The following is a 21,449-nucleotide window of genomic DNA, read 5'->3' as shown; positions in this document are numbered from 1 at the left end:
GGCACGCCGCCGGGTGGTCAGGTCGTGGGCGTCGCGCTCACCGTCGCCGGGGCGGACCCGGTGGTCGACGGGGACGTCGGGTCCGCGGGCGTCGAGGCCGGGGCCGACGGCGGGGTCGGCGTCGCGCTCGGGGCCGACGGGATGGTCGACAGCGACGGCGGGGGAGCGGTCGTCGCCGAGGAGGGGTTCGGGATGATGGCCGCGAACGGCACGCCGGAGACCTCCCTGCACCCTCGGTCGTCGTGCTCGACGCGGGGGCGCGGGTACTGGTTGTCGTCGCGCCGGCTGTAGCAGCCGTACCACGGCGACTCGATCGGCCGGCCGTCCTCGTCGTAGAGGTACACGTCGGTCAGCGGCTTGCCGTCCTTGTCGAACACGTAGATGTTCGTCGGGGCCGACGGCACCGGGGCGTCGTAGACCGACACCGGGACGGACCGGTGGCCCAGCCCACCGATCAGCGAGCCGAGGATGAACAGCAGCGAGCCGAGGGCGAAGCCGGTCGCGGGCAGGCTGATCCACAGCCAGCGCCGGTCGACCCGCGCCTTGGGGCCGGCCACCAGCGACAGCGCGCCGAGCGCCAGGGCGATCAGCAGGGTGCTGTCGATCCGGTACACCAGCGCGCCCGCCGCCACGACGAGCAGCGCCCGGACCACCCACCACGCCGGTTGCAGGGCGCGCAGGGAGACCAGGACGCGGCCCGCCTCGGACTCCTCGGCGCGGCGGAGCGCGTCGCGCAGCACCCTGGTTTCCGGCAGCGCCTCGACCTGCGCCAGGAGCCCGCGCTGCCAGAACACCAGCCCGGTCGCGACGAGGCCGAGGAAGCCGATGAGCACTATCGGCGGCTCGTCCTCGCCGCCCTGGACGGAGAAGCCGAACGCGATGGCGGTGAAGGCGACCAGGGTCCAGAACGCGAACCGCGCCAGGAACGTCGCCCGGATCCGGATGGCGGTCGTCGCCTGCTCGACCGCGCGGGGCGGGTAGCCGGCGGCGGCGCGCAGCTCCCGCGCGTACACCTCGGGCGTGCCCAGCCGCTCGGTCAGGGCGGTGGCGGACAGCTCCTCGCCCATCTCCGCGGCCACCTCGGCGACGTGCGCCTCGGCGTCGTCCATGATCTCGCCCACCTCGGCGGCGGGCAGGTCGGACAGCTCCGCGCGCATCCGGGCGACGTAGTCGCGCACCTCGGCGCTGGTCTGCGTGTTCATGCCGAATCCCCCAACAGGTCGTCGAGCGTCCGAGCGAACGACTTCCAGGTCTGGCCCGACTCGCGCAGGCGCACCCGGCCCGGCTCGTTGAGGCTGTAGTACTTGCGGTGCGGGCCCTCTTCGCTGGGCACGACGTAGGACGTGAGCAGGCCGGCGTTGTAGAGCCGGCGCAGGGTGCCGTAGACCGACGCGTCGCCGACGCCGTCCAGGCCACCCTGGCGGAGTCTGCGGAGCACGTCGTACCCGTAGCCGTCCTCCTTGCGCAACACCGCGAGGACGGCCAGGTCCAGCACCCCCTTGAGCAGTTGACTGGTGTCCATCAGCCCTCCCCGGGTGGTGTGCCGTGAACACTACTACGGAATGCGCAGTAGCGTGTGATCGGGGGTAGCACGATCCGGTCACGGTGGGCTGGAGGGGCAGCGGAGCGGCGGGGAGGCGGGGAGGCGGGGAGGCGGGAGAGGTGGGAGAGGTGGGGCGGCAGGGGAGAGGGGATGGGGGGCGAGGCTGCAACGCAGGGCGCGGTGGGGCAGGGCGCGGTGGGGCAGGGCGCGGTGGGGCAGGGCGCGGTGGGGCCGGGCGCGGTGGGGCCGGGCGCGGTGGGGCCTCAGCCCGTCTCGAACACGGCCACCTGGGGCAGGTCGTGGCCGAGGCGGTCTCGTTTGGCCGTCAGGTAGCCGATGTTGTGGGGGTTCGGCGGCATCAGCAGCGGGACGCGGGAGGCGACTCGGACGCCGTGCGCTTCCAGGGCCTCGACCTTGTCCGGGTTGTTGGACATCAGCCGGACCGAGTGGATGCCCAGGTGGCGCAGGATGACCGCCGCCGGCGCGTAGTCGCGGACGTCGACCGGCAGGCCGAGGCTGGTGGCCGAGTCTAGGGTGTCGAGGCCCTGCTCGTCCTGGAGCACGTGGGTGCGCACCTTGGAGACCAGGCCGATGCCCCGCCCCTCGTGGCCGCGCAGGTAGACGAGGACGCCGCTGCCCTCGGCGACGATCCGGTCCAGGGCGGCGTCGAGCTGGTCGCCGCACTCGCAGCGCATGGCGCGGAAGATGTCGCCGGTCATGCACTCGGAGTGCACCCGCACCAGGGCGTCCTCGGCCTGCGGTCCTCCGTGGACGAGGGCCAGGTGCTCGTGGCCGGCGATCCGGAACGCCACCGCGCGGAACGTGCCGCGCCGCGTCACCAGCTCGGATTCGGCCACGTCCTCGTCGTCGAACAGTCGCTCGCGCATCCGGCTCCTTCACTCCCCGAAACCGGCCGATCGTCACTACGCTCGGTCGGCACACTGGCACCGTAACCCGCTCGCGCAGTGGAGGTCACCCTGTTCAGCATCACCGTACGTGATCACGTCATGGTCGCCCACAGCTTCCGCGGCGAGGTGTTCGGTCCGGCACAACGCCTGCACGGGGCAACGTTCGTGGTGGACGCGAGGTTCAAGAGGACCGATCTCGATCCGGACAACATCGTCGTCGACATCGGACTGGCGACGCGGCGGCTGCGCGCCGTGCTGGACGAGCTGAACTACCGCAACCTGGACGACGAACCGGCGTTCGCGGGGGTCAACACCTCCACGGAATTCCTGGCCAGGCACATCGCCGACCGGCTGGCGGAGGACGTGCGGGCGGGTGAGCTGGGCGAGCACGCGCGCGGGCTGGCCGGGATCGAGGTGACCCTGCACGAGTCGCACGTGGCGTGGGCGTCCTACGAACGGGCGCTGTGACCATCCGTTCCGGAGAGGGCTTGACCGGCGGGATCCCGCCCGGAACGGTCCACTTCGTCCTTCCGGAACCCGCCGCGCCCAGTGGTGGCAACGAGTTCGACCGCCGCGTCGCCGGTCTGCTCGGGCTGCGGGAGGTTCGCGTCGGCGGTCGGTGGCCGCTCGACGGGGACCTCCGGGCCCTCGGGCGGGCGCTGGCCTCCGTGCCGGACGGGCACGTGGCGCTGCTGGACGGCCTGGTGGCGTGCTCCGCGCCCGAGGTGGTCCGCCGGCACGCCGGGCGGGTGGGGGTCGTCGTGCTGGTGCACCTGCCGCTGGCCGACGAGGTGGGGTTGCCCGACCGGGTCGCGGCGGAGCTGGACTCGCGGGAGCGGGAGTGCCTGCGCGTGGCGGACGCGGTCGTGGCCACCGGCCCGGCCGCCGCCGCGCGGATCGCCGACCACCACGGGTTGCGCGGGGTCCGCGTCGTCGTGCCGGGCGTCGACCCCGCGCCGCTCGCCGTCGGGACGGACGGAGCCTCGCGGCTGCTGTGCGTGGCGTCGCTGACCCCGCGCAAGGGCCACGACGTGCTGCTCGCCGCCCTGCGCGGTGTCGACGCGCCGTGGACCTGCGCGTTCGTCGGGCCCGGCGAACCGCCGGCCGGCCTGGACGACCGGGTGGAGGTGACCGGTCCGCTCACCGGCGCTGCGCTCGCCGACCAGTACGCGCGGGCGGACCTGTTCGTGCTCGCCTCCCGCGCCGAGACCTACGGCATGGTCGTCACCGAGGCGTTGGCGCGCGGCCTGCCGGTGATCGCCAGCGCGGTGCCGGACGCGCTCGGCGGTGGCGGGCTGTTGCTGCCGCCCGGCGACGTGGACGCGTTCACGCGCGCGTTGCGGCACTGGTTCGCGGACGGGGAGTGGCGCGGAGAACTGCGCGCGGCCGCGCGGGCGAGGCGGGGTCAACTGTCCACATGGGACACATCGGCGCGGGATCTCGCCGCGGTGCTGGCCGGTCTGCGCCCATGAGCGACTTCTCCCCGGCCTGGCTGCGCCTGCGCGAGCCCGCCGACGCGGACGCCCGCGCGGCCGACCTGGTCGACCGGCTGAAGATCCATCTGAACCGGCCGCCCCTCGTGGTGCGTGATCTCGGGTGTGGGACGGGATCACTGGGGCGGTGGCTCACCGGGCGGCTGCCCGGACCGCAGCACTGGGTGCTGCACGACCGCGACCCCCGGTTGCTCGACCTGGCGCGGGCGACCGTGACCGGGCCGGGCGTGACCGTCGAGGCGCGAGAGGGCGACCTCACCGCGCTGACCGCCGCCGACCTGGCGGGCACGTCGCTGGTCACCGCGTCGGCGCTGCTCGACCTGCTGACGGCCGAGCAGGTGCGGGGGCTGGCGGCGGCGTGCGCCGGGCGGCCGGTGCTGTTCACGCTGTCCGTGGTGGGCCGCGTGGAGTTCGCGGCGGCCGAGCCGTTGGACGCGGAGTTCCAGGATGCCTTCAACGCGCACCAGCGGCGGGACGGGCTGCTCGGGCCGGACGCGGTCGGCGTGGCGCGGGAGGTGTTCGCGGAGCTGGGCGCGGCGGTCGCCACGAGTCCCAGCCCGTGGCGGCTGGGGCCGGAGCGCCGCGGGTTGGCGCTGGAGTGGTTGCGCGGCTGGGTGGGCGCGGCAGTGGAGCAGCGACCGGACCTGGCCCGCGAGGCGCCCGACTACCTGCGGCGCAAGGCCGCCGACCCGCGCGTGGTGGTGCACCACGAAGACCTGCTGGCGATCCCGGGGTGAGGCGAGGCCAGGGCTGGGAGGGGAAAGGCGGGTGGCCATGGCCGGGGTGGGTGGCCATGGCCGGGCTGGGCTGAGGGGAGGCGGGTGGCGGTGGCCGGCGCCGGGGTGAGGGGTGCGGTGGCGGCCGGTGCTGGAGCGGAGCGGGTGGTGCCGGTGCGAGGGCGGGTGGTGAGTGCCGGGATGAGGCGCGCGGCCGTGGTGGGTGCCGGGGCGAGGTGGGCGGCCGTGTGCGGGGCCGTGCGGGCGGTGGTGACGGGTGTTGGTGGTGATCGGGTCCGGCGGGCGTGGCCGTGGTTGCGGTTGCTGCTCGCGGTTGCCGTGCTCGTCGTGCTCGGCTGGAGACTGGGCGCCGGCGCGTTCGTGGACGGGCTGCGCTCGGTCGACCTGTGGTCCGCCGCCGCCGCGCTCGGGATCGGTGCGGTGACCACGGTGTGCTGCGCCTGGCGGTGGTGCGTGGTGGCCCGTCGCCTCGGGGCGGGGTTGCGGCTGCGGGTCGCGGTGTCCGACTACTACCGGGGGCTGCTGCTCAACGCCGTGCTGCCCGCCGGGGTCCTGGGCGACCTGCACCGGGCGGTCGGGCACGGGCGGCGGGTGGGCGACGTCGGGCGCGGGGTGCGGGCGGTGCTGGTCGAGCGGGTCGCGGGGCAGGCGGTGCTGGCCGTCGCCGGGGTCGCGGTCCTCGTGCCGCACGGCGCGCCGGTGGCGGTGGTGCTCGTGGCGGTGGCGTCGTGCCGGTCGCGGGACGTGCGGTGGGTGGTGCTGTCGTCGGCGGTGGCGCTGGCGGGGCACGTCGCCCTGTTCGCGGTCGCGGCCGGTGCGGCGGGTGTCCGGGTCCCGCTCGACGACCTGGCCCCGGTGGCGGTGCTCGCGTTGCTGGTGATGGCCTTGCCGCTCAACGTCGGCGGGTTCGGACCGCGTGAGGCGTTCCTCGCGGTGGCGTTCGGCGACGCCGGGCTCGGCGCGGCGCAGGGCGTGACGACCGGGGTGGTGTACGGGGTGCTGGCGCTGGTCGCGAGCCTGCCGGGCGTGGTGCCGCTGGTCCGCTCACAGCACCGCGAGGCAGGGGCCGAACGCCTCGACCAGCGCGGCGAGCACGACCTCGCCCTTGCGCGCTGACGCGAGCGAGGGCCGACCCACCACACCGGAGTCCGTGTACGGCGCGAGGCCCAGCGCCAGCAGGTGCCTCCGGTCGTCGGCGAGGTGGTCGGCCGACTCCCAGCCGGGGCGGACCAGCTCGGGGTGGGTGTGCAGCAGGATCGACGTCTCCAGCTCGCCCGCGTGCATGTCGCTGTGCGACGACGTCGCGATCCCGGCGCGCGCCCGCGCCTCGGCCCAGTCGCCGGAGTTCGGGAACAGCGCCATCCCCTCGCCTTCCTGGACCACGTTGGACAGCACGTAGTTGCCGCCGTGCGCGTTGACCAGCACCAGGTTCGGCACGCCGGACCGGCGCAGCGAGTCGGCGACGTCCGTGACGACGGCGTGCAGCGTGCGCGCCGAGACGCTGACCGTGCCGGGCCACGCCGCGTGCTCGTGCGAGCAGGAGATCGCGATCGGCGGCAGCAGCCGGACGGGGTGCGCGGCGGCGACGGCGCGGGCGACCTCCCACGCGATGATCGTGTCGGTGGCCAGCGGCAGGTGCGGGCCGTGCTGCTCGTGGCTGCCGATCGGGAGCACGGCGGCGGTGGCCGCGCGGTCCCGGGCGTCCGTGGTCGTGTCAGGCGGGAACATCAGCGGCACCGTAGTCCACCCGGTGGCACAGGGCGGGCAGCTCGCCGCTCGCCAGCGCCGGCAGCACGTCGGGCAGCTCGTCGAAGCGGCTCGACCCGGTGACGAGCGCGTCGAACACGGGGTCCGCCAGCAGGTCCAGCGCCAGGGCCAGCCGCTCGGCGTGCGTGCGGTCCGGGCGGGCCACCGCGCCGACCTGGCTGCCGACGACGCGCAGCCGCCGCGAGTGGAAGGCCCCGCCCAGCGGCACGGCGGGCCGCCGGTCGCCGTACCAGCTCAGCTCGACCACCCGGCCGCCGGGCGCGAGCAGCTCCAGCGACCGCGCCAGGCCCTCCTCCGTGGCGCTGGCGTGCACGACCAGGTCGCACGAGCCCAGCGCGTCCCCGGGCAGCGCGAAGTCCGCGCCCAGCGCCGCGGCCAGCGAGGCCCGCGCCGGGTCGGTGTCCACGAGCTGGAGCCGCACGCCGGGGAACCGGGCCAGCAGGGCGGCCGCGCTGCCGCCGACCATGCCGCCGCCGACCACCGCGATCCGGTCGCCGACCAGCGGCGCCGCGTCCCACAGGGCGTTGACCGCCGTCTCCACCGTGCCCGCCAGCACGGCCCGCGCCGCGGGCACCGCGTCCGGCACGGGCGTCACCGCGTCGGCGGGCACCACGTAGTGCGTCTGGTGCGGGTACAGGCAGAACACCGTGCGCCCCGACAGCGGCCCCCGCTCGACGACGCCGACGTTGAGGTAGCCGTACTTGACCGGCCACGGGAACGCGCCCTCCTGGAACGGGGCCCGCATCACCTCGTGCTGGCCCTCCGGCACGCCGCCGCGCAGCACCAGCGCCTCGGTGCCCCGGCTGATCCCCGAGTGCAGGGTGCGCACCAGCACGTCGCCGGGTCCGGGCTCGGGCAGCGGCGCCTCCCTGACCTCGCACTTCCCGGCCGAGGTGAACCACAGTGCCCTTGCCGTGCGTGTCATCCGACAGGACCTCCGAAACGGTGCCACGAGGGGCGTGATGACCACACTTCAGCACAGCGCGGCGCCGAGCGTGCGCGAACCCGCGGTCTGGGCGGCGGCCCAGGTCCTGCTGCTCCAGCTGCTGGAGGCGGCGGTGGGCCTCGGGCCGCTCGGCTGGTTCGCGGGCGCGGCCTACGCGGTGGCGAACCTGGCGCTGCTCGGCGGCGCGGTCGAGCGGGCCGGGCGCCGGCTGGGTCCCGCGGACCGGGTCACGTCGGCGCGCGGGCTGCTCGTGGGCGGCGTGCTGGCGCTCGTGGCGGGCCGCTCGGGGGAGACGGCGCTGCTGGTCGGGCTGGCCGCGGTGGCGCTGGCGCTGGACTTCGTCGACGGGCGGGTCGCCCGGCGCACCGGCACCGCGTCACCGCTGGGCGCGCGGTTCGACATGGAGGTCGACGCGTTCCTGATCCTGGTGCTGAGCGCGCACGTGGCGTGGCAGCTCGGGCCGTGGGTGCTGGTGATCGGCTTGATGCGGTACGCGTTCGTGGCGGCGTCGTGGGGCCTGCCCTGGCTGCGCGGCGACCTGCCGCCGAGCCACGCGCGCAAGGTGGTGGCCGCGGTGCAGGGCGTGGTGCTGGTGGTCGCGGCGTCGGGGCTCGTGCCGTTCGCCGGCGCGCTGGTCGGGTCGGCCCTGGCGGCGCTGGGGTGGTCGTTCGGGCGCGACGTCGCGTTCCTCCGGGCCGCCGGGCGGTCGGCGGCTCAGCGTTTCGGGAAGTAGCGGAGCACGGCGACGTCGCCGAGCCTGGACACGTCTTCGAGGTGGAATCGGTGGGCTGGTCCGCCGGGGAACGCGGTGGGGTTGACGAAGCGCGGCGCGTCGGCCTGGCCGATCAGCAGGGGCGCGACGGCGACGCGGACCTCGTCGGCGAGGCCGGCGGCGAGGAACGCGGTGTGCACGCGGGTGCCGCCCTCGACCATGAGGCGCCGCACGCCGCGGGCGCCGAGGTCGTCGAGGAGCGCGCCGAAGTCGAGGTCCGCGCCGGAACCGGGGTCCGCGCCGGAGCCGGGGTCCGCGCCGAGCGGGACGACCTCGACACCGGGCAGGCCGGCCACGGCGCCGGCGGCGGGACCCGCGGTGTAGACGAGCTTCCCGCCGCCGCAGTGCCAGAACGCGCGCCCGGGGTCGAGGTCGCCGCCCCGGGTGACGGTGACCTTGAGGGGGTGCTCGGGTCGCCCGGCGGCGACGCGCGCGGCCCGGCGCCCGGTGTCGTGGACGAGCAGGCGGGGGTTGTCGCGGCGGAGGGTGCCCGCGCCGACCAGGATGGCGTCGGACTCGGCGCGGATCCGGTCGACGTGGTCGAAGTCCTCGGCGTTGGACAGCGGGAACCTGGCCTCGTCCCGGTCGTCGATGTGGCCGTCCACGCTGACCGCGACGCTGAGCAGGACGTGGGGTCGGGTCACCGCCACACCGTAACCCGGAAGAGAACCCGGAAGAGTGACGTCGTGGCGCGGGTGCGGACCGCGCTCTCGGCGCTGCCGGTGCTGTTCGCCCTGCTGCTGCCCGCCGAGTTCGACGACCTGGCGCCGGCGGCGTTCCTGCGGGTGCCGGTGGAGGCGCTGGTGGCCGTGGTGGTGCTGCTCGCGCTGCCCGCGCGCCGGCGGCGGTCGGTCGCGGCGGTCGGCGGCGCGCTGCTCGGCCTGCTGCTGGTGCTGAAGGCCCTGGACCTCGGGTTCGACTCGGTGCTGTACCGGCCGTTCGACCTGGTGCTGGACTGGCCGCTGCTCACGCCCGCGGTGGACTACGTCGCGGTGACGGCCGGTCGGGCGGCGGCGGTCGGCGCGGTGGCGCTGGTGGTGGCGCTGGCGGTCACGGTGCCGGTGCTGCTGGCGCGGTCGGCGGTGCGGCTGGCCGGCGCGGTGGGCGCGCGCCGGACCGCGTCGGTGCGCGTGGTGGCGGTGGCGGCGGTGTGCGCGGTGGTCCTGCCGGTGGCCGCGCACGGCACGTCCGACCTGGTGGTGGACCACGCGCGGGCGGTGCGGGACGGGCTGGGCGACCGGTCGGCGTTCGCGGCGGAGTCGGCGGTGGACGCGTTCGGTGACGTGCCGGGCGACCGGCTGCTGTCCGGGTTGCGCGGCAAGGACGTCCTGGTGGTGTTCGTGGAGAGCTACGGGCGCGACGCGGTCGGGGACGCGGGGGTCGCCGCGGCGCTGGCGGACGGCACGCGGCGGCTGGCCGGGCGCGGTTACGCCTCCCGCAGCGCCTTCCTGACCTCGCCCACGGCCGGCGGCGGGAGCTGGCTGGCCCAGGCCACGCTGCTGTCCGGGCTGTGGGTGGACAACCAGCAGCGCTACCGCACGCTGGTGGCCAGTGACCGGTTGACCCTCGGCGGCGCGTTCCGGCGCGCCGGCTGGCGGTCGGTGGGCGTGATGCCGGGCATCACGCAGGCGTGGCCGGAAGGGCTGTTCTTCGACTACGACCGGGTCTACGCCGCCGCCGACCTCGGGTACCGGGGACCGCGGTTCGGCTACGCGACCATGCCGGACCAGTACGTGCTGGCCGAGCTGGAGCGCGCGGAGCGGGGCGCGCGGGACGAGCCGGTGATGGCGGCGGTGACGCTGCTGTCGAGCCACGCGCCGTGGACGCCGCTGCCGCGGGCGGTGCCGTGGGAGGCGGTGGGCGACGGCGCGGTGTTCGGGGAGATGGTGTCGGGCGCGGTGCCGCCGGAGAGCATCTTCGGCCGGGACCCGGTGGAGGTGCGCGCGGACTACGGTCGCTCCGTCGAGTACTCGATCGACACGATCGTGTCGTACCTGGAGACCTACGGCGACGACGACCTCGTGGTGGTGCTGCTGGGCGACCACCAGCCCGCGCAGGTGGTCACCGGCGAGGGCGCGGGCCGGGACGTGCCGGTCACCGTCGTCAGCCGGGGCCGGGCGGTCCTCGCCCGCACCGACCCGTGGGGCTGGACCGGGGGCCTGGCGCCGGCGGACGACGCGCCGGTGCGCCCCATGAGCGACTTCCGCGACCTGTTCCTGGGCGCTTTCAGCTGATCCCGTGGCTTTCCCACCGGCCGTGCGACCAATCCGTCACCGATCCTCTACGGTCGGTGCCGCAGGCAGATCGACTTGGGGGTAGACGCCATGAGGAACACCAGACGCGCGGCGACCGCGGTGACCGCCGCCGCGGTCCTGCTCGGCTCCGCGACCGCGCCGGCCACGGCCGAGGCCGACCACGTCGGCGCCCGCCTGGCGGAGCAGCTCCGCCAGGCCGTGGTGGCGCAGGATTTCAAGGACGTGCTGGACCTGACGCCGCCGGAGCTGTTCGCCGCGTCCCGGGCGGGCGCGCCGGAGAAGTACGACTCGGTGCCCGCCGGCCGTGCGGCGAGGTTGGGCGCCGCCGAGGCCCGGCCGCTGCACCAGACGCCGAACCTGGACATCGCGGTCATCCGGCTGGACTGGTCCGGCAGGCCCACCGCGGTGGCCGACGTGCTGCTCAGCCCGCAGTACCCGCAGGGCGTGACCGTGCCGGTGGACGCGCGGGAGCTGGCCACGGACCAGGTCCGCTACCGCTGGTGGGACGACACGGAGTGGGACGTCAACGGCGGGCGCGGCACGCGTGACGTGCTGCCCGGCCGGGAGGGCGCGCCGATCGACTTCTCCTCGCCCTACCCGGCGTCGGTGCTGAAGCTGATGGTGGGCTTCGGCGTCCTGCGGCTGGCCGACGCCGGCCGCGTCGACCTCGACGGGACCTACGCCTACCAGCCGACCGCGCCCAACGCGGCGTGCGGTGGCGCGCGGAGCAAGACCGTCCGGGTGTTCTTCGACGAGATGATCACCAAGTCGCAGAACGAGTCGACCTGCGCGCTGATCAAGCTGATCCACGACCTGGGCGCGTGGGACGAGGTCAACCGGACCTTCGCCGACCTGGGCATGCCGACCCTGATGGTGACCGGCACCAACCCGGCCAACGGCGGCCGGTGGATCGGCTCGAACATGAGCGCCCTGGACACCGCCAAGCTGCTGCTGCTGGTCAACGGCGGCCCCGGCACGCTGTGGACGACGGACTCGGGCCGCGCGGTCACCCGGCACGAGCTGAGCGCGTCCTCGCGCGAGTTCTTCCGGAGGACGCTCGCCGACCAGGGCCACAACGAGATGCTGTCCACCACCAACTGGTGCGGCCGCGACTACCCGGCCCAGGGCATCCCGCAGGTCACGCCGCCGCGGTGGGTCCAGCCGGACGGCACGGTGCGCGTCGGCGACGCCGTGTACGACCGGGACGTGCGCCCATGCGACGCGGTCGCCGAGGTCACCTACGCCCACAAGAACGGCTGGGTCGACACCACCGGCAGCGACGCGGGCATCGTGAAGGCCCTGCGCGGCCAGGTCAAGCGCGACTACATCGTGGTCGTGTTCTCCAACGTGGGCACGGACTACGTCGACGCCCACCGGCCCGCCGACCCGCCCGGCGTGTTCCCCGTGCTCTACACGGAGAAGTACGCCAAGCTCGGCAAGGCCGTCGACCAGATCATGAAGAACCTGCGCTGACGTCCCGCCGCGGGCGCCCGGGTCCGCGCCGACCCGGGCGCCCCGCGCGGTGACCCACCCGGCCTCGCGGGCGCGACCGCGCCGCCGCGCCCGCGCGACCCGGTGGTCCCGGTCACCGGCGGTCGAGCCGGTTCGGGATGCGGGCCAGCCGGTAGACCTTCCAGAAGTACTGGTCGGCCGCGTGCTGGTCCTGCGCGAAGTTGATGGCCTCCACGATGCGCCGCGCCCGGATCCGGAACGCGAGCGCCCACGTGATGTCCAGGCCCTCGGGCTTGGTGCTCCAGCCGCGGTGCAGGTCGATGACCCAGTCGCCGTCCGGGGCCAGGGCGAGGGGCTCGGCGCGGAAGCCCGCCCGGCCCAGCTCGGCGAAGAACGCGAGCACCTCCTCGACGCCGGTCTTGGTGCCCGCCAGCGGGTGGTGGCCGGGGATGGTCCACCGGATGTCGTTGGCGAAGAACCTGCGGAGCTGGTTGAGGTCGCCCGACGCGTAAGCCGCGTAGTAGTCCTTGATCAGCTTGACGTTCGGGTGCTCGTCCCGGTCCGGGGAGGCGGCGGCGCTGCCCGCGCCGAGCAGCGAGCCCGCCGCCACGCCCACCGCGGTCATCCCGACGCCGCGCAGCACATCGGCCCGGGACACGCCTGCGGGGTTTTCCGTCGTCATGCTCACTCCTGGTTGAGGGGTCGCGGATCCGTTGGGGGGTGCGGGATCCGTCGGCACCTCGAACCTAAGATCGCCGAGCGTGACCAGTCCAATACTTGCGGCGATTACACATCCGCATGAGTATCGGGCACGAGATACAAAACGCCCATCGGCGGCAGCGTGAGGGCCGCCGAGGCGGGATGGCCGTGGTACGGCGTCCATTCCGCGAAGACCGTGCCGAGGTTGCCCACCCCTGACCCTCCGTAATCGACACCGTCGGTGTTGAGGACCTCGCGCCAGGCGCCCGCGCCCGGCAGCCCGACCCGGTAGTCCCGCCGCGGCTCGTCGGCGAAGTTCACCGCGCACGCCACCACGTCGCCCTCGCCGCGGCGCAGGAACGCGAGCACCAGGTCGTCACCGTGCACCCATTCGAAACCGCCCGGCGAGGTGTCCCGCTCGTGCAGCGCGGGCGTGTCCCGGTAGGTCGCGTTGAGGTCGGCGACGAGCCGCCGCACCCCCGCGTGGACGGGGGAGTCCAGCAGGTGCCAGTCCAGGCCGAACTCCGACCACTCGTCGCGCTGCCCGAACTCGCCGCCCATGAACAGCAGCTGCTTGCCCGGGTGCGCCCACATCAGCGCCAGCAGGGACCGCAGCGACGCCGCCTTCGACCGGTCGTCGCCGGGCATCCGCCGCCACAGCGAGCCCTTGCCGTGCACCACCTCGTCGTGCGACAGCGGCAGCACGAAGTTCTCGCTCCACGCGTAGCTCAGCGAGAACGCCACCTCGCCCTGCCGGGCCGCCCGCAGCTCCGGGTCCAGGCCGAAGAACCGCAGGTCGTCGTGCATCCAGCCCATGTTCCACTTGAACCCGAAGCCGAGCCCGCCGTGGTCGGTGCGCCGGGTCACGCCGGGCCAGGTGGTGGACTCCTCGGCGATCACCACCGCGCCGGGGTGGTGCTTGTAGACGGTCGCGTTCAGCTCCTGGAGGAACCGCACCGCCTCCAGGTTCTCGCGTCCACCGTGGACGTTCGGCTCCCACCCGCCGGGCGGCCGCGAGTAGTCCAGGTACAGCATCGACGCCACCGCGTCCACGCGCAGCCCGTCGACGTGGAACTCCTCGAACCAGTACAGGGCGTTGGCCACCAGGAAGTTGCGCACCTGCGGCCGGCCGAAGTCGAACACCAGCGTGCCCCAGTCGGGGTGCTCGCCGCGCCGCGGGTCCGGGTGCTCGTACAGCGGGGTGCCGTCGAAGCGGGCCAGCGCCCAGTCGTCGCGCGGGAAGTGGGCGGGCACCCAGTCCACGATCACGCCGATGCCGCGCTGGTGCAGGGTGTCGACGAAGTGCCGGAAGTCGTCCGGTGAGCCGAACCGCGAGGTGGGGGCGTAGTACGAGGTGACCTGGTAGCCCCACGACCCGCCGAACGGGTGCTCCGCCACCGGCAGCAGCTCGACGTGCGTGAACCCCAGTTCGGTCACGTAGTCGGCCAGCTCCACCGCCAGCTCGCGGTAGCCCAGCCCCGGCTTCCACGACCCGAGGTGCACCTCGTACACCGACATCGGGGCGCGCGACCAGTCGGTGGCCTCCCGCGCCGCCAGCCACGCCGCGTCGCCCCACTCGTGGGCGGGCGAGTGCACCACCGAGGCGGGCGGCCGGGCCGCGAACGCCATCGGGTCGGCCTTGTCGCGCCACGCGCCGTCCGCGCCCAGCACCCGGAACCGGTACTCCGCGCCCGCGGCCACGCCCGGCACGAACAGCTCCCACACGCCGCCCCCGAGCCGCCGCATCGGCAGGTCGAGCACCCGCACTCCGCGCGCGTTCGGCGCCCACACCGCGAACGCCGTGCCCGCCACGCCGCCCAGCTCGCGGGGGTGCGCGCCGAGCACGTCCCACAGCCGCTCGTGGCGGCCCTCGCCGATCAGGTGCAGGTCCAGCTCGCCCACGGTCGGCAGCCACCGGTACGGGTCGTCCACCAGCTCGACCCGGTCGCCGCGCACCACCTCGAACCGGTAGTCCGCCAACCGCACCGGCACCACGCCGGAGAACAGCCCGTCCCGCAGCTCCACCAGCTCGAACCGCTCCTCGCCGGTCACCACGGCCACCGCCGCCGCGCCCGGCTGCCAGGCCCGCACCACCGCGCCCGCGGGCCGGGGGTGCGCGCCCAGCACCAGGTGCGGGTTGGTGTGGGTGCCGGCCAGCAGCCGGTCCACCGCGCCGGGGTCGGGCGCGCCCACGTCCACCAGGGACAGCTCAACGGTCATCGCGGTCCTCCTCCCCGAGCAGCCGCCGCACCGCGCGCAGCGGGATGTCGACCCAGTCGGGCCGGTTGCGGGTCTCGTACACCGCCTCGTAGACGGCCTTCTCCAGCTCGAACGCGGTCAGCAGCCGACCGGTCGGGTCGAACCCCGCCGCCTCGGCGTACCCGGCGGTGAACGCCTCCCGGTTGTGCGCGGTCCACCGCCGGGCCCGCCGGCGCAGCTCCGGCGTGGGGTGGAACAGCCGGAGCTGGTGCTGCGCGGCGTAGTCCAGGGACCGGAGCATCCCGGCGACGTCGCGCAGCGGCGACCGGGGCGCGGTGCGCTCGGCGATCGGCGCGGCCGGCTCGCCCTCGAAGTCGATCAGCAGCCAGGTGGCGGGGGTGCGCAGCACCTGCCCGAGGTGCAGGTCGCCGTGCACCCGCTGGACCGGCACCCGGTCGCGCAGCGCCCCGACCTCGGCGAACGCCGCCCGCAGCCGGTCGGCGTGCGGCGCCAGCGCGGGCACGGTGGCCAGGGCCGGCGCCACGTGGGCGAGCATGTCGTCGGCCACCTCGCGCGGGTCCGCCGTGCCGGCGCCCAGCTCGCGGGCCAGGTCCGCGTGCACGGCGGCCACCGCGCCGCCCAGCCGGCGCGCCTCGGCGGCGAAGTCGGCGCCCGCCGCGTCCGGGTCCGCGTCGGCGTCGGCGAACAGGTCCCGCACGCTGGTCATGGCCATCGCCCAGCCCTCGGCGGCGTTGGCCGCGAACGCCTGGAGCATGCCGAACGTGGCGGGCTCGCCGCCCACCTCGCCCTCGATCGAGCCGAGCAGCGGCGCGATGTGCCGCGACCGGGCCCGCCGCAGCGCGCGGTGCGCCTCCAGGTCCGGGTTCAGGCCGGCCGCGACCCGCCGGTACAGCTTGAGGATGTACCGGTCGCCGTACACGATCGAGGTGTTGGACTGCTCGGCCCCGATCGGCCGCCCCACCAGGCCGCGCTTGCTCGACCCGGCGAAGCTCGGCTCGGACCGGAACGCGACGCCGCCCCGCGCGGCGCGCTGCCCGATCAGCCGCAGCAGCAGCGAGTTCAGCTCGGCGTCGCCGGTCGCGTCGTACACCACGCACCCGTCGAACCCGGCCAGCACGGCGGGCGCGAGCCGGTCCGGCAGCGCGGTGCGCACCCCGATCGGCACCTGGTACCGCTCGGCGTCTCCGCCGTCGCCGAACCGGACCGCCACCACGGCCAGCAGGCCCAGCGGACCGCCGGACGCGCGCTGGTCGACCAGCTCGGTCAGCCCCTCGACGTCCACGCCCGCGACCGGGCGGCCCTTCCCGCCGAACCAGCGCTGCCACGGCAGCCAGGCGGCCAGGGCGCGCTCCAGCCGCGGCCGCAGCTCGGTCGTGCTCATCGGTGGTCTCCCATGCGGTGGATGGCGAACCAGTAGAAACCGTGACCGGGCAGGGTGAGCCGGTACGGGTCGGCCTCGATCGGCGCGAACACCACGCCGCCGGTCAGCTCCACGGGCAGGCTGCCCGCGAACTCGGCCAGGTCGAACTCGGCCTGCTGCGGGAACCGCGACAGGTTGTTCACGCACAGCACCAGGTCGTCGCCGTGCGACCGCAGGTACGCGAGCACGCTCGGGTTCGCGCAGGTCAGCTCGCTGAACGCGCCGAGCCCGAACGCCGGGTGGGCGCGCCGCACGGCGAGCATCCGCCGCGTCCAGTGCAGCAGCGACGACGTGGTGCTCAGCTGCGCCTCGACGTTCACGCCCTGGTAGCCGTACACCGCGTCGGCGATGGTCGGCAGGTACAGCCGCCCCGGGTCGGCGTGGGAGAACCCGGCGTTGCGGTCCGGGGTCCACTGCATCGGCGTGCGGACGCCGTCGCGGTCGCCGAGCCAGATGTTGTCGCCCATGCCGATCTCGTCGCCGTAGTACAGCACCGGCGAACCCGGCAGCGACAGCAGCAGCGCGGTGAACAGCTCCTGCTGGTTGCGGTCGTTCTCCAGCAGCGGCGCGAGCCTGCGCCGGATGCCGATGTTCGCCTTCATGCGCGGGTCTTTCGCGTACTCCGCGTACATGTAGTCGCGTTCCTCGTCGGTGACCATCTCGAGCGTCAGCTCGTCGTGGTTGCGCAGGAAGATGCCCCACTGCGCGCCCGACGGGATCTCCGGCGTCTGCGCCAGGATCTCCGAGATCGGGATGCGGGACTCGCGCCGAACCGCCATGAAGATGCGCGGCATGAGCGGGAAGTGGAACGCCATGTGGCACTCGTCGCCGCCCACCTCCGGGTCGCCGAAGTACGCCACCACGTCGGCGGGCCACTGGTTCGCCTCGGCCAGCAGCACCCGGCCCGGGTACTCGTCGTCCACCACCTTGCGGCACAGCCTCAGGAACTCGTGCGTGCGCGGCAGGTTCTCGCCGTTCGTGCCCTCCTCCTCGAACAGGTAGGGCACGGCGTCGAGGCGGAAACCGTCGATGCCCAGGTCCAACCAGAACCGCAGGACGTCGAGCATCGCCTCCTGCACGGCCGGGTTCTCGTAGTTCAGGTCCGGCTGGTGGCTGAAGAACCGGTGCCAGTAGAACTGCCCCCGCACCGGGTCGTAGGTCCAGTTCGACGTCTCCGTGTCGACGAAGATGATCCGGGCGTCGGAGTACTTCCGGTCGTCGTCGTTCCAGACGTAGAAGTCGCCGTAAGGTCCCTCGGGGTCCGTGCGCGACGCCTGGAACCACGGGTGCGCGTCGCTGGTGTGGTTCATGACCAGGTCGGTGATCACCCGGATGCCCCGGCTGTGCGCCTCGTCCAGCAGGTGCACGAAGTCCTCGACCGTGCCGAACTCCGGCAGCACCGCCCGGAAGTCGGAGATGTCGTACCCGCCGTCGCGCAACGGCGAGGCGTAGAACGGCGGCAGCCACAGGCAGTCCACCCCCAGCCACTGGAGGTAGTCCAGCTTGGCGGCGAGACCCCGCAGGTCGCCCGTGCCGTCGTCGTCGGCGTCGTTGAAGGCGCGGACCAGCACCTCGTAGAACACCGCCCGCTTGTACCAGTCGTGGTCCACCGGCAGCGGCTGAGCCTTTTTCACGCTTCCCCCACGGACACGATGTGCGCGACCGCGAGCTTCGGGTCGAGCTTGACGTAGTTGGCGGCGCCCCAGTCGAACGCCTCCCCGGTCACCTCGTCGCGACCGCGGAACCGGGCGCCCTCGGGCAGGCCGAGCGCGGCCAGGTCGAGCGTGACGGTGCCCTCCTGCGGCACGTCCGGGTCGAGGGTGACCACGCAGACCACCGCGCGGCCGGTGGCCGGGTCGGTCTTCGAGTAGGCGACCAGCCGGTCGTTGTCGGTGGCGTGGAACCGCAGCGTGCGGAGCTGCCGCAGCGCCGGGTGCGCGCGCCGGATCTCGTTGAGCCTGGTCAGCCACGGCGCGAGGGTGTCGCCGGAGTAGTCGCGCGGCCGCAGCTCGTACTTCTCCGAGTCCAGGTACTCCTCGCTGCCCGGCTTGACCGGCTCGTGCTCGAACAGCTCGTAGCCCGAGTACACGCCCCACGACGGCGACAGGGTCGCCGCCAGCGCCGCGCGCAGCGCGAACATGCCCGGACCGCCCACCTGCAACGACTCGTGCAGGATGTCCGGGGTGTTCACGAACAGGTTCGGCGTGCCCTCGTCGGCGTGCTCGACCAGGCCGCGGCCGAACTCCTCCAGCTCCTCCTTGGCCGTGCGCCAGGTGAAGTAGGTGTAGTGCTGGGTGAAGCCGATCCGGGACAGGCCGTGCAGGCGCGCCGGCCGCGTGAACGACTCGGACAGGAACAGCACGTCCGGGTCGGTCTTCTTGACCTCCCAGATCAGCCAGTGCCAGAAGTCCGGCGGCTTGGTGTGCGGGTTGTCCACCCGGAAGATCCGCACCCCCTGCGCGATCCAGTGCCGCACCACCCGCAGCACCTCGCGGTACAGGCCCTCCGGCTCGTTGTCGAAGTTGAGCGGGTAGATGTCCTCGTAGCGCTTGGGCGGGTTCTCCGCGTACGCGATCGAGCCGTCCGGGCGGCTGGTGAACCACTCCGGGTGCTCGGCCACCCACGGGTGGTCGGGCGCGCACTGGAGCGCCAGGTCCAGCGCCACCTCCAGGCCGTGGTCGTTCGCCCGCGACACGAAGCGCCGGAAGTCCTCCAGCGTGCCCAGCGCCGGGTGCACCGCGTCGTGACCGCCGTCCTTCGAGCCGATGGCCCACGGCGAGCCCACGTCACCGGGCGCGGCGGTGGTGCTGTTGTTGCGGCCCTTGCGGTTCACCTCGCCGATCGGGTGGATCGGCGGCAGGTACAGCACGTCGAACCCCATGTCCGCGACGCGCTTCAGCTCCGCCTCGGCGGTGGCGAACGTGCCGTGCACCGGGTTGCCGTCGGCGTCCACCCCGCCCGTGGAGCGGGGGAACAGCTCGTACCAGGCGGAGAACCGGGCTCGGGGCCGGTCCACCCACACGTGGTGCGGCGCGCCCCTGGTGACCAGCTCCCGCACCGGCCACCGGCGCATGACCTCCTCCACCGCGTCCGACAGCGCCGGCTCCACCCGCCGCGCCAGCCCGTACTCCCGCTCCCGCAGGGTCGCGGCGGCCAGGCGCAGCAGCGGCCGCTCGGCGCGGCGGCGCAGGCGGCGGGCGGCGCGGTCCAGCAACCGCGCCCCCGCCTCCAGGTCGTTGGCCAGGAGCTCGGCGTCCTGCCCGGCGGCCAGCTTCGCCGCCACGGCCCGCCGCCACGTCGTCCACGGGTCGCTCCACGCGTCGACCCGGAACGTCCACCGGCCCTCGCGGTCCGGCACCACCGTGGCGTGCCACCGGTCCAGGCCCGCCTCCGCCGGCGTCATCCGGACCTCGCCGCGCGCACCGCCCGGACCGCGCCACACCACCGTCGCGGCGACCGCGTCGTGGCCCTCCCGCCACACCGTGGCGACCACCGGCACGTGCTCCCCGACCACGGCCTTGGCCGGGTGGCGACCCGAGCTGACCTCGGGGGTGACGTCGTCGACCACCAACCGCCCGCTGCTCACTTCAGCCCTCCCCTCGCTCCTGCCCGTCCCGCTCCGACCCGGTCGCCCGCTCAGCCGAACAGCGCACGCGCGGCCTCCGGCGCGAGCAGCTCGCGCGCCAGGTCCAGCGGGGTGCGGCCGAGGTGGTCGACCAGGTCCGCGCGGGCGCCCGAGGCGAGCAGGACCCTGGCCGCCTCGGTGTTGCCGTGCCGGACCGCGATGTGCAGCGGCGTCTGACCGGTGGTGGCGACCGGCGCGTCGACGATCGACCCCGCGCGCAGCAGCGCGTTGACGACCTCGGCGCTGCCCTGCTCGGCGGCCTTGTGCAGCGCGGTCTGGCCGGAGCGCTCGGTGACCAGCACGTCCGCGCCGCCGCCGAGCAGCGTGCGGACCGTCGTGTCGTCACCGCGGGCGGCGGCCGCCTGGAGCGCGGTCAGGCCGGTGCGCGCGTCGTGGTGGTCCGGGTCGCCGCCGAAGGACAGCAGGTCGCGCACCTCGTCCACGTCACCCGCGACCGCGGCGGCGTGCAGGCGCTCCTCGCGGTCCGCGTTGAAGGCGTTGACCTCGGTGTTCGGGTCGAAGTACACCTTCCAGTGGGTGATCTTGCCCTGCTCGTTGAGGACCACCTTGTGCATGTCCTCGATCTCGAACAACACCTTCGTGCGGGTGTGCCGCCCCTTCGTGTAGACGACCGCGCACGCGGTGTTGCCGTCCACGAACAGGCCGCGCAGGCCGTAGTCCAGCACCTCGGTGGTCTCGGCGCGGACCCGGAACGCCTCGGCCACCTCGTTCAGGCCGACGTGCGTGCCGAGGTACGGGATCACCGCGTTCCACTGGTCCTGCGGCAGCTCCAGCACGATCGACGGCGAGAGCCCCGCCGTGATCGCCTCCATGTCGCCGCGGCCGATGGCGCCGTACCAGTCGTCCACGATCTTCCGGGTGTCCATGCGGATTTCCTTTCAGCGGTGGGGGAATCCCCTGCGCTTCCAGGCTGGCAGCGATCCACACAGGACACGAGGAACCGGGTGCGACTGCGGCAACATGACCAACTGCCGCCCCGACCTGACCAAAAAGCGAAAGGCCCGCCGCATTCGTGAGCGGCGGGCCTCCCGTCTCGGGCAGCTAGCTGTAGCGGCCGATCACGTCCTGGATCAGGCCGTCGCGCACCAGGTACTCGTAGTAGAAGACCTCCTTGCCGCCGTGGCCCGTGTCGTAGTCGTAGTCGACGCGGTAGCGGTCGCCGTTCCAGCTCGTGGCGGTGACCGTGTACCGGCCGCCCGCCTCGATGACCTCGGGCCCGAGGAAGCGGTCCATGATGTCCTGCCGCGACGGGTAGATGCGGCCCACGCTGTCGAAGCGCGCGTCCTCCGCGAACACCGCGGCGACGCCCGCCGCGTCACCCGCGTTGGCCGCCTCCAGGAACCGCTCCGCCAGCTCGGGCGCCGCGGCGCGGTCGGCCTCGGACAAGGGGGCCGCCTCGGTGCCCGCGGCGCTGCCGGCGGTGCTGCCCGCGGTGGTCTGCGGCGTCGTCGCCGCCTCCTGGCCGCCGCACGCGGACACCGCCGCCAGGACTAACGCGGCCAAGCCGATTCGTCGGTGCATGATGGGTTTCCCTCACTAGTTCGGAAAATTCAAGGAATACCCCCTCGGCCCGGAGGTCTGGGGGGACCTC

At 74.3% G+C, this 21,449-nt stretch carries 20 protein-coding genes; 7 read left to right on the top strand and 13 right to left on the bottom strand.

Going from position 1 to position 21,449, the window contains the following annotated elements:
• Positions 1–17: 17 nt before the first annotated feature.
• The 3 genes from ACFV4N_RS02455 to ACFV4N_RS02445 form a co-directional block, all read right to left on the bottom strand.
• Positions 18–1,202 (bottom strand): HAAS signaling domain-containing protein, encoded by a 1,185-nt coding sequence (locus tag ACFV4N_RS02455; RefSeq protein ID WP_499670709.1) that lies wholly within the window; start codon positions 1,200–1,202, stop codon positions 18–20.
• Complete coding sequence (locus ACFV4N_RS02450; protein WP_499670708.1) at positions 1,199–1,522, bottom strand: PadR family transcriptional regulator; 324 nt, start codon at positions 1,520–1,522, stop codon at positions 1,199–1,201. The genes ACFV4N_RS02455 and ACFV4N_RS02450 overlap by 4 nt, the downstream gene beginning before the upstream one ends.
• 284 nt (positions 1,523–1,806) lie before the next feature.
• Positions 1,807–2,430, bottom strand: a complete 624-nt coding sequence (locus ACFV4N_RS02445; RefSeq protein WP_499670707.1) for a GTP cyclohydrolase II — start codon at positions 2,428–2,430, stop codon at positions 1,807–1,809.
• Positions 2,431–2,520: 90 nt separating this feature from the next.
• On the opposite strand from ACFV4N_RS02445, the gene ACFV4N_RS02440 reads away from it, so the two are divergent.
• From ACFV4N_RS02440 to ACFV4N_RS02425, 4 genes are all read left to right on the top strand, one after another.
• On the top strand, positions 2,521–2,919 hold the full coding sequence (locus ACFV4N_RS02440; RefSeq protein WP_499670792.1) for a 6-pyruvoyl trahydropterin synthase family protein: 399 nt from the start codon (positions 2,521–2,523) through the stop codon (positions 2,917–2,919).
• 20 nt (positions 2,920–2,939) lie between these two features.
• On the top strand, positions 2,940–3,923 hold the full coding sequence (locus tag ACFV4N_RS02435) for a glycosyltransferase family 4 protein (protein WP_499670706.1): 984 nt from the start codon (positions 2,940–2,942) through the stop codon (positions 3,921–3,923).
• Positions 3,920–4,681, top strand: coding sequence for a class I SAM-dependent methyltransferase (locus ACFV4N_RS02430; RefSeq protein WP_499670705.1), 762 nt, complete (start codon positions 3,920–3,922; stop codon positions 4,679–4,681). The genes ACFV4N_RS02435 and ACFV4N_RS02430 overlap by 4 nt, the downstream gene beginning before the upstream one ends.
• Positions 4,682–4,861: 180 nt before the next feature.
• A complete protein-coding gene (locus tag ACFV4N_RS02425; RefSeq protein ID WP_499670704.1) occupies positions 4,862–5,797 on the top strand; it encodes a lysylphosphatidylglycerol synthase domain-containing protein in 936 nt (311 codons plus the stop codon).
• On the opposite strand, the gene ACFV4N_RS02420 is transcribed toward ACFV4N_RS02425, so the two are convergent.
• Both ACFV4N_RS02420 and ACFV4N_RS02415 read right to left on the bottom strand, forming a co-directional pair.
• Complete coding sequence (locus ACFV4N_RS02420) at positions 5,726–6,409, bottom strand: creatininase family protein (RefSeq protein WP_499670703.1); 684 nt, start codon at positions 6,407–6,409, stop codon at positions 5,726–5,728. The two genes, ACFV4N_RS02425 and ACFV4N_RS02420, sit on opposite strands and share 72 nt — an antisense overlap.
• On the bottom strand, positions 6,396–7,373 hold the full coding sequence (locus tag ACFV4N_RS02415) for a zinc-dependent alcohol dehydrogenase (protein ID WP_499670702.1): 978 nt from the start codon (positions 7,371–7,373) through the stop codon (positions 6,396–6,398). Before ACFV4N_RS02415 ends, ACFV4N_RS02420 begins: the two co-directional genes overlap by 14 nt.
• A 37-nt stretch (positions 7,374–7,410) precedes the next feature.
• Between ACFV4N_RS02415 and ACFV4N_RS02410 the strand changes: the two genes are divergently transcribed.
• Entirely contained in the window at positions 7,411–8,127 is a 717-nt protein-coding gene (locus ACFV4N_RS02410; RefSeq protein WP_499670701.1) for a CDP-alcohol phosphatidyltransferase family protein, read from the top strand.
• Here the strand turns inward: ACFV4N_RS02410 and ACFV4N_RS02405 are convergent.
• Positions 8,109–8,810, bottom strand: a complete 702-nt coding sequence (locus tag ACFV4N_RS02405) for a RibD family protein (protein WP_499670700.1) — start codon at positions 8,808–8,810, stop codon at positions 8,109–8,111. The genes ACFV4N_RS02410 and ACFV4N_RS02405 overlap by 19 nt on opposite strands.
• Before the next feature lie 42 nt (positions 8,811–8,852).
• Between ACFV4N_RS02405 and ACFV4N_RS02400 the strand changes: the two genes are divergently transcribed.
• Both ACFV4N_RS02400 and ACFV4N_RS02395 read left to right on the top strand, forming a co-directional pair.
• Positions 8,853–10,400, top strand: coding sequence for a sulfatase-like hydrolase/transferase (locus ACFV4N_RS02400; RefSeq protein ID WP_499670699.1), 1,548 nt, complete (start codon positions 8,853–8,855; stop codon positions 10,398–10,400).
• 90 nt (positions 10,401–10,490) lie between these two features.
• Positions 10,491–11,894: a serine hydrolase gene (locus ACFV4N_RS02395; protein WP_499670698.1), complete on the top strand. Its 1,404-nt coding sequence runs from the start codon at positions 10,491–10,493 to the stop codon at positions 11,892–11,894.
• Between the two features lie 112 nt (positions 11,895–12,006).
• Here the strand turns inward: ACFV4N_RS02395 and ACFV4N_RS02390 are convergent, their stop codons facing one another.
• From ACFV4N_RS02390 to ACFV4N_RS02360, 7 genes are all read right to left on the bottom strand, one after another.
• Complete coding sequence (locus tag ACFV4N_RS02390) at positions 12,007–12,555, bottom strand: nuclear transport factor 2 family protein (RefSeq protein ID WP_499670697.1); 549 nt, start codon at positions 12,553–12,555, stop codon at positions 12,007–12,009.
• 104 nt (positions 12,556–12,659) lie between these two features.
• A complete protein-coding gene (gene glgB, locus ACFV4N_RS02385; protein WP_499670696.1) occupies positions 12,660–14,792 on the bottom strand; it encodes a 1,4-alpha-glucan branching protein GlgB in 2,133 nt (710 codons plus the stop codon).
• Positions 14,782–16,173: a maltokinase N-terminal cap-like domain-containing protein gene (locus tag ACFV4N_RS02380; protein WP_499670695.1), complete on the bottom strand. Its 1,392-nt coding sequence runs from the start codon at positions 16,171–16,173 to the stop codon at positions 14,782–14,784. The genes glgB and ACFV4N_RS02380 overlap by 11 nt, the downstream gene beginning before the upstream one ends.
• Complete coding sequence (gene treS / locus ACFV4N_RS02375) at positions 16,170–17,846, bottom strand: maltose alpha-D-glucosyltransferase (RefSeq protein ID WP_499670694.1); 1,677 nt, start codon at positions 17,844–17,846, stop codon at positions 16,170–16,172. Before treS ends, ACFV4N_RS02380 begins: the two co-directional genes overlap by 4 nt.
• On the bottom strand, positions 17,843–19,798 hold the full coding sequence (locus ACFV4N_RS02370) for a maltotransferase domain-containing protein (RefSeq protein WP_499670693.1): 1,956 nt from the start codon (positions 19,796–19,798) through the stop codon (positions 17,843–17,845). Before ACFV4N_RS02370 ends, treS begins: the two co-directional genes overlap by 4 nt.
• 50 nt (positions 19,799–19,848) lie before the next feature.
• Positions 19,849–20,724 (bottom strand): ankyrin repeat domain-containing protein, encoded by an 876-nt coding sequence (locus ACFV4N_RS02365; RefSeq protein WP_499670692.1) that lies wholly within the window; start codon positions 20,722–20,724, stop codon positions 19,849–19,851.
• Between the two features lie 175 nt (positions 20,725–20,899).
• Positions 20,900–21,379, bottom strand: a complete 480-nt coding sequence (locus ACFV4N_RS02360; protein ID WP_499670691.1) for a nuclear transport factor 2 family protein — start codon at positions 21,377–21,379, stop codon at positions 20,900–20,902.
• Between the last annotated feature and the right edge of the window lie 70 nt (positions 21,380–21,449).

Origin of the sequence: Actinosynnema sp. NPDC059797 (assembly GCF_042732085.1) — a bacterium.
GTDB lineage: Bacteria > Actinomycetota > Actinomycetes > Mycobacteriales > Pseudonocardiaceae > Actinosynnema.
Note: the sequence above shows the minus strand (reverse complement) of the source record. Positions and strands in the feature narration are given on the sequence as shown.

What these genes read in the sequence shown, in the direction of transcription:
- ACFV4N_RS02450 (WP_499670708.1), bottom strand. Translation starts at nt 1,522, where the DNA reads ATGGACACCAGTCAACTGCTCAAGGGGGTGCTGGACCTGGCCGTCCTC.
- ACFV4N_RS02410 (WP_499670701.1), top strand. Translation starts at nt 7,411, where the DNA reads ATGACCACACTTCAGCACAGCGCGGCGCCGAGCGTGCGCGAACCCGCG.
- ACFV4N_RS02380 (WP_499670695.1), bottom strand. Translation starts at nt 16,173, where the DNA reads ATGAGCACGACCGAGCTGCGGCCGCGGCTGGAGCGCGCCCTGGCCGCC.
- ACFV4N_RS02455 (WP_499670709.1), bottom strand. Translation starts at nt 1,202, where the DNA reads ATGAACACGCAGACCAGCGCCGAGGTGCGCGACTACGTCGCCCGGATG.
- ACFV4N_RS02445 (WP_499670707.1), bottom strand. Translation starts at nt 2,430, where the DNA reads ATGCGCGAGCGACTGTTCGACGACGAGGACGTGGCCGAATCCGAGCTG.
- ACFV4N_RS02365 (WP_499670692.1), bottom strand. Translation starts at nt 20,724, where the DNA reads ATGGACACCCGGAAGATCGTGGACGACTGGTACGGCGCCATCGGCCGC.
- ACFV4N_RS02425 (WP_499670704.1), top strand. Translation starts at nt 4,862, where the DNA reads ATGAGGCGCGCGGCCGTGGTGGGTGCCGGGGCGAGGTGGGCGGCCGTG.
- ACFV4N_RS02430 (WP_499670705.1), top strand. Translation starts at nt 3,920, where the DNA reads ATGAGCGACTTCTCCCCGGCCTGGCTGCGCCTGCGCGAGCCCGCCGAC.
- ACFV4N_RS02415 (WP_499670702.1), bottom strand. Translation starts at nt 7,373, where the DNA reads ATGACACGCACGGCAAGGGCACTGTGGTTCACCTCGGCCGGGAAGTGC.
- ACFV4N_RS02395 (WP_499670698.1), top strand. Translation starts at nt 10,491, where the DNA reads ATGAGGAACACCAGACGCGCGGCGACCGCGGTGACCGCCGCCGCGGTC.
- ACFV4N_RS02420 (WP_499670703.1), bottom strand. Translation starts at nt 6,409, where the DNA reads ATGTTCCCGCCTGACACGACCACGGACGCCCGGGACCGCGCGGCCACC.
- ACFV4N_RS02390 (WP_499670697.1), bottom strand. Translation starts at nt 12,555, where the DNA reads ATGACGACGGAAAACCCCGCAGGCGTGTCCCGGGCCGATGTGCTGCGC.
- ACFV4N_RS02360 (WP_499670691.1), bottom strand. Translation starts at nt 21,379, where the DNA reads ATGCACCGACGAATCGGCTTGGCCGCGTTAGTCCTGGCGGCGGTGTCC.
- glgB (WP_499670696.1), bottom strand. Translation starts at nt 14,792, where the DNA reads ATGACCGTTGAGCTGTCCCTGGTGGACGTGGGCGCGCCCGACCCCGGC.